We start from the raw sequence: 10,749 nt of genomic DNA on the forward strand, positions 1-10,749 counted from the left end.
CCGGGGTTTACCTGGGTCCGCGGGCAGTCGCCCGCGGACCCTTTTCGCGTGTCAGTACTCGCGGGGGCCGCGCGCGGCGTCCGGGCCGCCCGCCATGTCCTCCAGCCGCTCGATGCGCTCGGCCATCGGCGGGTGCGTGGAGAACCAGCGCGCCATGCGGTCGCCGGCGCGGAAGGGATTGGCGATCATCAGGTGCGACTGGGCGGTGAGCTGCGGTTCGGCGGGCAGCGGGGCGGCTTCCACCCCGCGTTCGAGCTTGCGCAGCGCCGACGCCAGCGCCAGCGGATCACCGGTGAGGGCCGCGCCGTCGGCGTCGGCCTGATATTCGCGCGATCGCGACACGGCGAGTTTGATCAGCGTCGCCGCGATCGGCCCGAGTAGCGAAACCAGCAGCACGCCAATGACATTCGAACCGCCGTTGCGATTGCCGCCGAACGCGCTCGCGAAGAACGCGAGATTGGCCAGACCCGAGATGACCGCGGCCAGAGTGCCGGCCACCGACGAGATCAGAATGTCGCGGTTGTACACGTGCGAGAGTTCGTGGCCCAGGACCGCCCGCAATTCGCGTTCGTCCAGGATCTGCAGAATGCCGGTGGTGCAGCACACCGCGGCGTGCCGGGGATTGCGGCCGGTGGCGAACGCGTTGGGGGCATTGGTGGGGCTGATGTACAGCCGCGGCATGGGTTGCCTTGCCGTCGTGGCCAATTCGCGCACGATCCGATACATGACCGGCGCTTCGAGTTCGCTCACCGGTTGCGCGTGCATGGCCTTGAGCGCCAGTTTGTCGCTGTTGAAATAGGCGTAGGCGTTCATGGCGACCGCCAGCGCCACCGACAGCCACAGAATCGTCGGATTGCGGAACATCGCGCCCGCGAAGACGATCAGGGCGGACATGCCCACCAGCAGGCCGAACGTCTTCACGCCATTAGCAACACCGTGACCGTGCATAGCCGCCTCTCCGCGCGTCCGGACCCCCGTTTCGCCGTATTACACCAGGTCAACGATACAAGCAGGGCCGGAGTTCCCCGCTCAGCCGACCCGCTCGATCGTGTAACGGACCAGGCGCTCGAGGGCCTCGTTCGCCGGGCCGCCGGGCAGTGCCGACAGTTCGGCGTGCGCGATGTCGGCGTAGCCCTGCAGCTTCTCCTTGGCCAGCACCATGCCGCGCGACCGGGACAGCAGGTCCAGGGCCTCCTCCACCTCGCCGTCGGTCTCCAGCGGGCGTGCCAGCAGTTTGCGCAGGCGATCGCCCTCGCTGCCCTCGTCACGCAGGGCGTAGAGCACGGGCAGGGTGTGCACGCCCTCGCGCAGGTCGGTGCCCGGGGTCTTGCCGGACTGCTCGGACACCGAGGAGATGTCGATGATGTCGTCGGAGATCTGGAAGGCGGTGCCGACCGCGTCGCCGAGCCGCGCCAGGCGCTCGACGTGATCGAGGTCCGCGCCGGAGAAGGTGCCGCCGAAACGACCGGAGGCGGCGATCAGCGACCCGGTCTTCTCCCACACCACGCGCAGGTAGTGCTCGACCGGATCCTGAGACTGCTTGGCGCCGATGGTTTCCCGCATCTGGCCGGTGACCAGTTCGGCGAAGGTCTCGGCGATGATGCGCACCGCGTCCGGGCCGAGCGTGGAGACCAGGCGCGAGGCGTGCGCGAACAGGTAGTCCCCGGCCAGGATGGCGACGCTGTTACCCCAGCGGGAGTTGACGCTGGGCGCCCCGCGCCGCATGGGGGCCTCGTCCATGACGTCGTCGTGGTAGAGGGTGGCCAGGTGCACGAGTTCGACGACCGTGCCCGCGGTGATCAGGTCCGGGCTGGCGGGGTTGGGTCCCAGCTGGCCGGTGAGGATGGTGAACAGCGGCCGGAAACGCTTGCCGCCGGCCTTGGCCAGGTGCAGCGCGGCCTCCTGCAGGAAGTCCTCGCCGTCGGACAGCTCGGTGATCAGCAGGTCCTCGACTTCTTCGAGGCCCTTCTTCACCGTCGCCGCGAGCTCGGGATCGACGAGATCCACCCCCGCCACCACCGTGCTCTCATCGCTCACAGCCGATGCGCTCATTTCATCTCCCAGTGCCGCGTCCGACCCCACGCCAAAGAACCTAGCGTGTGGCCACCAACCCCCCAATGAACACCACCGTAGTGGGACGGAACCAACAGTGTTTTCGGCGTCCGCTCCGCCACGGCGTTTCGCGGTGTTTATTTGTCTCCGCTTCGCTCCGGCTGTTCGCGGCCCTCGTAACCCGGTTCTTCCCTCCCTCCGCTCCTCCGCTTCGCTCCCCCGCTCCACTCAGTCCAGAACCGGGCGGGCCGCGAACCACGGGGCGAGGATCCATGGGCGGGGGTTTATGGGCGGGTGGCCTGTGACGGATATCCGCGTCGACAGCGCTCGGCGGGTGCTGCGAGTATGGGCGGCATGGGTTCACCGGATGCCGCCCCCGTGCCGGGGCATGACTCGGATTTGCTGCCCGCGCACGCGGATGTGCTGGTCGTGGGGGCAGGGCCGGCGGGATCGGCGGCCGCGGCGTGGGCCGCGCGGGCCGGACGCGATGTGCTGCTGACGGATTCGGCGGTGTTCCCGCGTGACAAGACGTGCGGGGACGGGCTGACGCCGCGGGCCACCGCCGAGCTCGAGCATCTGGGGCTCGGGGACTGGGTGCGCACGCACACGGTCAATCGCGGACTGCGCATGGCGGGCTTCGGGCGCGAGGCGCTGCTGCCGTGGCCGGACGGCTCCTTCCCGCGGTACGGAAGCGCGGTTCCGCGAACCGAACTCGACGACAAGCTGCGCGAGACCGCCGTGAAGTCCGGCGCCCGCATGGTCGACGGGGCCAAGGTCGTGGAGGTCGCGCGGGACGGCGACCGTGTCACCGGGGTGAGCATCAAGACCGACGCGGGGCTGCGGGCGGTGTCCTGCCGGGTGCTGGTGGTGGCCGACGGCGTGCGCTCGCCGGTCGGAAAGCTGCTGGGGCGCACCTGGCATCGCGAGTACGCGTACGGCACCGCGGCGCGCGCCTACATCAAATCCGAGCGCAGCGACGATCCCTGGATCACCTCGCATCTGGAACTGCGCGACGCCGACGGCGCGCTGGTGCCGGGCTACGGCTGGGTCTTCCCGCTCGGCAACGGCGAGGTCAACATCGGCGTCGGGTCGCTGGCGACCGAACGCAGGCCCTCGCACATCGCCCTGAAACCGCTGCTGCAGCACTATGTTTCCGAACGCCGCGCGGAGTGGGGCTTCGAAGGCGAAGCGCGCGCGGTGGCTTCGGCGCTGCTGCCCATGGGCGGCGCCGTATCCCATGTCGCCGGGCGCAACTGGGCCCTGGTCGGCGATGCCGCGGGCTGTGTGAATCCGCTGAACGGCGAGGGCATCGACTACGGCCTCGAGGGCGGGCACATGCTGGCCGACCTGCTCGACGAGCCCGATCTCACCACGATCTGGCCGGAGCTGTTGCGCGCCAGGTACGGCCGCACCTATTCGGTGGCGCGGCGGCTGGCCGCCCTGGCCACCCACCCGCGCACGGTGCCGCTCGGCGGTCCCCCGATGATGCGGTCGAAGCTCTTGCAGCGCACCGCGGTTCGCGTCATGGGCAACCTCGTCACCGACGAGGATCTGGATCTGACGGCCAAGCTGTGGCGGGGCGCGGGCCGCGCGTCCATGCGCCTGGACAAGCTCGCGCCGTTCTCCTGAGTGTTAATCGTCCCGTGGACGTGGGCGACCACGTCCACGGGATGCGGGCGGTTATCGATCAATCAGGGATAGGGCTCACGCGTTCTGCGCGGCGAACCATTCCTCGACGGACTTGCGCTCACTGTTCATGACGCGCTCGAGCAGGCTCTCCACCAGCGGTTCGATGGCGCCGCCGACCAGCGGGACCTTGACGTCGATGGTGCCCGCCGCCTCGATCTCGGAACCTTCGGCGGTGGGGCGCAATTCGAACGTGCCCGCCATTTCGGTGGTGATGCCGCCGGAGGCCCCGGCGAAGGTGCCCTTGGCGATGTCGCCCTCCAGCGGGCCCCAGGTGTCGGTGCGCTCGAGCACCAGGTCGCTCTTGAGCACCTTCTTGACCAGGCCGGGGATCTTGTCCTCGGGCGCCTTCTCGGTCATGCGGATGGTGATGGTGCCGGGGCCGTCCGGGTGGGTCAGCTCCAGGGTGGCGGTGGCGGCGCCGGCGAATCGCGAGTGCCACATCTCGTCGTTGGTCAGTGCCCGGTGAAGCTCTTCTACCGGAACGCTGTACTGCACGGTGAAGCTGAATTTACGGGACATGGCGGCAAGGGTAGTCCGGCCATGGAATAGCCTGGTGAAGTGTCGGAAACCAGCCAGTCTGATAGCCGCGCTACCCGGCTGCGACGTGCCCGCAAGGTGGTGGTGATCCTCGCGATCGCCGTGAGCGTGCTGTCGGTGCTGCTGGTGCTGGCGGCCTGGCGCAACGATCACCTCATCGGCTCCGACAGGGGCGTGACCAGCGGCGAAGTCATCGAGGCCGGGCGCCTGCGGTCGGCGATCAGCTTCGTCACACCCGATGGGGTGACGCACAATCCGAAGCTGGGCGTGCTCTACCCGACCAAGCTCACCAAGGGCGAACGCATCAATGTGGAGTATCAGCGCAGTGATCCGGACCTGGTCCGGGTGGCGGGTCGCGACGCGCGTGTCGCGGTCATCCCGGCGCTGTCGGTGATCGTGGTGACGTGGGCGCTGGCGCTGCCCCTGCTGTGGGCGCTGGGATCACCGCCCGCGCAGTGGATCGCGACCATCGGCGGGCGCTATCGCCGGCTCACCCGCCGCCGCGCCGACGCCTGAACACACCCGCCACCGCCCGGACGCCGCCACCGCGCGGACGGCTGCCGCGCGCCGCCACCGCGACGGCTAGGGTGCGAGGGTGGCGAAAACAGAGCGGCGGGAATCGGTTCGGGCCTCGTTGGACAAGCAGCCGCACGAGGTCGCGTCGATGTTCGACGGGGTCGCGAAGCGGTACGACCTCACCAACACGGTGATCTCCGGCGGTCAGGACCGCTACTGGCGATGGGCGACGCGCAAGGCGCTGGCGCTGCGGCCGGGCGAGCGCCTGCTGGATCTGGCGGCGGGCACCGGTGTTTCGACCCTGGAGCTCAGCAAGTCCGGCGCCTGGTGCGTGGCCGCCGACTTCTCCCAGGGCATGCTCGCGGCGGGCCGCTTCCGCAATGTGCCGATGGTCGCCGGGGACGCCATGGCGCTGCCGTTCGCGGACGAGTCCTTCGACGCGGTCACCATCTCGTACGGTCTGCGCAATGTCGCGGATCCCGATCTGGCGCTGCGCGAGATGCTGCGCGTGACCAAGCCCGGCGGGCGACTGGTGGTGGCCGAGTTCTCGACCCCGACGTTCGGGCCGTTCCGGACGATCTACATGGAGTACCTGATGAAGGCGCTGCCCGCGGTCGCCAAGCGGGTCTCCAGCAATCCCGACGCGTACGTGTACCTGGCCGAGTCGATCCGGGCCTGGCCGACGCAGTCGCAGCTCGCGCTGCGCATCGCCGACGCGGGCTGGTCCCAGGTGAAATGGCGCAATCTCAGCGGCGGCGCGGTGGCGCTGCACCGCGGGTACAAACTCGGCTGAGCCGCCCCGGCTACCGCCCGGCGGCTACCGGGTAGCAGCAACCGGCCCGCGTGACACCGGCGGAGACGCATGTCACAGCGGGTTTCCAGCTCCTCACCGCCGTGCCGGAGCGCTGTGCGGAAATTTGTGATCTGCCGATAACGTCCGGTAAATCCACCGCAATCGGGGCTCGCGACACTCGAAGGCATGCCCGAGCCCACGACGCCGCCCGCCACGAGCACCCGGACCGCGTGCTCGTACTGCGGCGTCGGCTGCGGCATCACCGTGCAGACCCGGCCCGACGCCGCGGGCGCGCCCGTCATCGCCAAGGTCAGCGGAGACAAGCTGCACCCGGTCAACGCCGGGCGGCTGTGCACCAAGGGCTCGACGCATGCCGAGCTCATGCGGGCCGACGGCCGGATGACCACCGCCCACCTGCGGCCCGAGCGCGGCGGCGCGCCCGTGCCGGTCGAGGTCGACGCGGCCGTGCGCGAGGCCGCCGATCGGCTGCGCGTGATCCTGGACACGCACGGTCCGGACGCGGTGTCGTTTTACGTCTCCGGGCAGATGTCCCTGGAAGCCCAGTACCTGGCGACCAAACTCGCCAAGGGGCACGTGCGCACCGTGCACATGGAGGCCAATTCGCGGCTCTGCATGGCCAGCGCCGCCACCGGCTACAAACAGTCCCTGGGCGCGGACGGCCCGCCCGGCTCCTACGACGATCTCGACCACGCGGACCTGTTCTTCGTGATCGGCGCGAACATGGCAGACTGCCACCCGATCCTGTTCCTGCGCATGGCCGATCGGCTCAAGGCCGGCGCCAAGCTCATCGTGGTGGATCCGCGGCGCACCGACACCGCCGCCCGCGCCGATCTGTTCCTGCAGGTCAAGCCGGGAACGGATCTGGCGCTGCTGAACGGGCTGCTGCACCTGCTCGTCGAGAACGGCGCCATCGACCGCGAATTCATCGCCGCGCACACCGAGGGCTGGGAGGCGATGCCGGAGTTCCTGGCCGGGTACGCCCCCGACCTGGTCGCGGCCATCACCGGGGTGCCCGAGGCCGATATCCGCACCGCCGCCGCCATGATCGGCGCCGCGGGCGAGTGGATGTCGTTGTGGACCATGGGAATCAACCAGTCCACGCACGGCACCTGGGCCACCAACGCCATCTGCAATCTGCACCTGGCCACCGGCGCCATCGCGCGCACCGGCAGCGGGCCGTTCTCGCTCACCGGGCAGCCGAACGCCATGGGCGGGCGCGAAATGGGGTACATGGGACCGGGATTGCCGGGTCAGCGCAGCGTGCTGGCGGCGGCGGACCGGGCGTTCGTGGAGAACGCCTGGGACCTCGAACCCGGCGCCCTGCGCGACGCCGGCGGGCCCGGAACCATCGAGATGTTCCGCGGCCTGGCCGACGGCGACATCAAGGCGTGCTGGATCATCTGCTCCAATCCCGTTGCCACGGTGGCCAATCGAAAGAACGTGATCGCGGGCCTGGAGGCGGCCGAACTCGTCATCGCGCAGGACGTGTACACCGACACCGCGACCAACGCCTACGCGGACGTGCTGCTGCCCGCCACGCTGTGGGCGGAATCCGATGCGGTCATGGTGAATTCGGAGCGCACCCTCACGCTGCTGCGGCAGTCGGTACCGCCGGCGGGCGCGGCGCGCCCGGACTGGCAGCTCATCGCCCAGGTCGCCACCGCCATGGGTTTCCCCGGATTCGACTACGCCTCCAGCGCCGAGATCTTCGAGGAGATCCGGCGGTTCGCCAACCCGGCGACCGGCTACGACCTGCGCGGCATCAGCTACGAGGCGCTGGCCGAGGGGCCCATGCAGTGGCCGTGCCCCGATCCGGCGCGGCGCCGCAATCCCATTCGCTATCGCAACGACGGCGTCAGCCAGACCCTGTTCACCGACGCGGACGGAAACACCCCGGAACTGGCCTTCGCGACCCCGTCCCGCCGGGCCGTGTTCTGGCCGCGCCCGCACCTGCTGCCCGCCGAGATGCCGGACGCCGACCACCCGTTCGTGCTCAATACCGGCCGCCTGCAACATCAGTGGCACACGATGACCAAGACCGGAAAGGTCGGCAAGCTGCTCAAGCTCAACGGCGCGCCGTTCGTGGAGGTGCATCCCGAGGATGCCGCCGCCCTGGACGTGCGCGCCGGGGATCAGCTCGAGATCACCTCGCGCCGGGGCCGCGCGGTGCTGCCGGTGCGGGTCAGCGACCGCGTCCTGCCCGGCTCGTGCTTCGCGCCGTTCCACTGGAACGACGAGCACGGGGAGTACCTGACCATCAACGCCGTCACCAACGACGCCGTCGACCCGGCCTCGCTCCAGCCGGAGTTCAAGGCGTGCGCGGTGCGCCTGCGCAAGGTCGCGGCGATGTCGGCCGCGACGCCGCAGGCGCCGGACAGCGCGGCGGGGCCGAATGGGGCCGACTCCCGTGCACGCGGCGTCGCGGGAGATTCCACCGGCGGCGCACGAGAGTTCCACACCGCCGCGCAGGGTGCCGATGGAGGTCCGAACGGAGTCTTCAACGGGCCGAACGGAGTTCCAGGAGGTCCGGAAGGAACTTCCGGCGGTCCAAGCGGATTCGCGCATGGCCTCGATGCCGCACAGGTTTCGGGCAACGCCGGGGGCAGTCCGAACGGAGTGGCAGGAGGTCCGAACGGATCCTCCAGCAGTCCGAACGGGATTGCGAGCGGCCCCGGAGGCTTCGCGGGCAATTCGTCCGGCGCCGTGGGCGGTTCGTTCGGGGCGGCACCGGGACAGGAGGGCGGGATGCATCCTTTGTCGATCATGCTCGGGCTGGAGGGAGCCACCGCGCCGATGTTGAGCGAGGTCGAGCGCATCTACGTGGGCGGATATCTGGCGGCGTTGCAGACGCTGCCGGTGGCCGGGGTGCCGGTGCTGCCCGAGACCGCGCCGGTGTCGCGGGGCAGCCGCGCGTGGATCGACGGACTGCTCGCCGGTATGTACTCCCGTGGTGCGCAGGGTTTTTCGGGTGCCGCACTGTCGAACTCGGGTAGCGATTACTCAGTGCAGTCGAGCGGGTCGGAGCACGGTGGGTCGGACCAAGGGGATGCGGGTTTCGGGGCGGCCGCACCCGTGCGCACGGTGACCATCCTCTGGGCCTCGCAGACCGGAACGGCCGAGGAGCTGGCCGCGACCGTCGCCACCCGGCTCGCGGACAGCGGGCTCACGCCTCGGCTCCTGGACATGGACTCGGCCGAACTGACCGACCTGACCGGCGACGTGCTCGTGGTCAGCAGTACCTTCGGCGACGGCGGGCCGCCGGACAACGGCACCGACTTCTGGGAGCGGCTCAGCGACAGCGCGATCCGGCTGACCGGCGTGCGCTACGCGGTCTTCGCGCTCGGCGACTCCTCCTACGACGACTTCTGCGGACACGGCCGCAAGCTCGACGAACTGCTCGACCGGCGCGGCGCGACGCGGCTGCTCCCCCGCGTCGACAGCGAGCCCGACCACGACGATGCCTCCGAGGGGTGGATCGCGGAGATCACCGCGGTGCTGTTGGCGAGCGCGTCGGGCGGGAACGCACACGGCGACGGCGGGTCCCGGCCGGGCGCCGAGGGCGGTCCCGGCACGGCGGGTGGTCCCGGTGACGCCGGTGCGACGGGGTTCGCGACCGGCGATCCCGACCGCGCGGGCGGGGCCGGGTTCGGCGCGAACCGCTCGCCGATGGGCGGTGCGGATTACTCCGGTGCGGGCGGCGGCCGGTCCGGCGGTGCCGGCCCGGCGGGCTTCGGCCCGAGCGGCCCGGGGCCGAGCGGCACCTTCGGCGGCGGCCGCTACGGACGGATGCCGTACCCGACCGGGCCACTCGGCACCGGATCCAGCAGTGGCACGAACTACGTTCCCGCACAAGGCAATTCACCCATGGGCCAGGCGACCGGCGGCTCCGGCGTGACCACCCGCGGCGCTCGCGGCTCGGTGTCGACCCTGGCGCCCGCGCAGTTCACCCGTAACTCGCCCGTGCTGAGCAAGCTGGTGCGCAACGAGGTGCTGTCGCGGCCGGGCTCCGGAAAAGAGGTGCGGCAGTTCGGGTTCGACCTGAGTGGGCTGGGCGCGAGCTACGAGGTCGGCGACTCGCTGGGTATCCGGCCCGCCAATTGCGATGCGCTGGTGGAGGAATGGCTCGAGGTCACCGGGCTGGACGGGCGGCGGGCCGTCGAGCTCGACGACGGGGAATCCACCCTCGCCGAAGCGCTGCGCACCCGGTACGACATCACCAAGGTCAGCAACGACCTGCTCTCCTTCGTGGCCGAGCGCAATTCGAGCCACCGGCTGGCCAAGCTGCTGCGCCGCGACAACCGCAACGAGCTCGACGGGTACCTGTGGGATCGGCAGGCGGTCGACGTCCTGCGCGACTTCCCGGTCCGCGCCGACCTGGTGGAGTGGCTCGGAACGCTGAAAAAGCTGCAGCCCCGGCAGTATTCGATCTCCTCCAGCCCCCTGGTGAGTCCCGAGGAGGTGCAGCTCACGGTCGGCGTCGTGCGCTACGGTGATCCGCTCGCGATCGGGTCGGCGGCCCGGCGCGGCGGGGTGTGCTCGAGCTTCCTGGCCGATCGCGCCGACGCGGGCGTGCCGATCTTCCTGCAGCGCGCACCGCATTTCCGGCCGCCGCTGGACCCGAACGCGCCGATGATCATGGTCGGCCCGGGCACCGGTATCGCGCCGTTCCGCGGCTTCCTGCAGGAGCGCATGGCGCTGGGGTGCAAGGGCCGCAACTGGCTGTTCTTCGGCGATCAGCACGCCAAGGACAACTTCTACTACCGCGCCGAGCTCGAGGACATGTTCCGCTCGGGCTTCCTGACCCGCCTGGACCTGGCCTTCTCGCGGGATCAGCGCGAGCGGGTCTACGTGCAGCACCGCATGGTCGAGCACGGCGCCGAGCTGTGGGCGTGGCTGCGCGAGGGCGGGCACTTCTACGTCTGCGGCGATGCCGCCCGCATGGCCAAGGACGTGGACGACACGCTGCTGCGCATCGCCCGTATCCACGGAAAGCTCAGCGAGGAGGGCGCGTTGGCCTTCAAGAAGCAGCTGGTGGCCGAGAAGCGCTACGTCCGCGACGTGTACTGAACCGCGCCGTCTCGATTGCCGCGCCCGCGACGGGCCATGATCTGCTCGTCGCGGCGAGCACCGCTCGGCCGGAC

At 70.2% G+C, this 10,749-nt stretch carries 7 protein-coding genes; 4 read left to right on the top strand and 3 right to left on the bottom strand.

Annotation, left to right across the window (positions count from 1 at the left end):
• Window positions 1-51 precede the first annotated feature (51 nt).
• Both htpX and ACWDOP_RS09745 read right to left on the bottom strand, forming a co-directional pair.
• Window positions 52-948, bottom strand: coding sequence for a zinc metalloprotease HtpX (gene htpX, locus ACWDOP_RS09740; protein WP_454201600.1), 897 nt, complete (start codon window positions 946-948; stop codon window positions 52-54).
• A gap of 81 nt (window positions 949-1,029) precedes the next feature.
• Window positions 1,030-2,052: a polyprenyl synthetase family protein gene (locus ACWDOP_RS09745; RefSeq protein ID WP_456344725.1), complete on the bottom strand. Its 1,023-nt coding sequence runs from the start codon at window positions 2,050-2,052 to the stop codon at window positions 1,030-1,032.
• A gap of 354 nt (window positions 2,053-2,406) precedes the next feature.
• Between ACWDOP_RS09745 and ACWDOP_RS09750 the strand changes: the two genes are divergently transcribed.
• Entirely contained in the window at window positions 2,407-3,681 is a 1,275-nt protein-coding gene (locus tag ACWDOP_RS09750) for a geranylgeranyl reductase family protein (protein WP_454201598.1), read from the top strand.
• 75 nt (window positions 3,682-3,756) lie between these two features.
• Here ACWDOP_RS09750 and ACWDOP_RS09755 read toward each other — a convergent pair whose 3' ends face one another.
• Window positions 3,757-4,260 carry a DUF2505 domain-containing protein gene (locus tag ACWDOP_RS09755; protein ID WP_456344726.1) on the bottom strand — a complete coding sequence of 168 codons (504 nt, stop codon included), beginning with the start codon at window positions 4,258-4,260 and terminating at the stop codon, window positions 3,757-3,759.
• Window positions 4,261-4,299: 39 nt separating this feature from the next.
• Between ACWDOP_RS09755 and ACWDOP_RS09760 the strand changes: the two genes are divergently transcribed.
• The 3 genes from ACWDOP_RS09760 (at window position 4,300) to ACWDOP_RS09770 (ending at window position 10,675) form a co-directional block, all read left to right on the top strand.
• Complete coding sequence (locus ACWDOP_RS09760) at window positions 4,300-4,794, top strand: DUF3592 domain-containing protein (protein ID WP_456344727.1); 495 nt, start codon at window positions 4,300-4,302, stop codon at window positions 4,792-4,794.
• A gap of 79 nt (window positions 4,795-4,873) precedes the next feature.
• Window positions 4,874-5,587, top strand: a complete 714-nt coding sequence (locus ACWDOP_RS09765) for a demethylmenaquinone methyltransferase (RefSeq protein WP_354991700.1) — start codon at window positions 4,874-4,876, stop codon at window positions 5,585-5,587.
• Window positions 5,588-5,773: 186 nt separating this feature from the next.
• The gene (locus tag ACWDOP_RS09770) at window positions 5,774-10,675 is read left to right on the top strand and encodes a molybdopterin-dependent oxidoreductase (protein ID WP_456344728.1); all 4,902 of its coding nucleotides are present in this window, start codon (window positions 5,774-5,776) and stop codon (window positions 10,673-10,675) included.
• The last annotated feature ends 74 nt before the right edge of the window (window positions 10,676-10,749 follow it).

Source organism: Nocardia sp. NPDC003693, assembly GCF_053981095.1.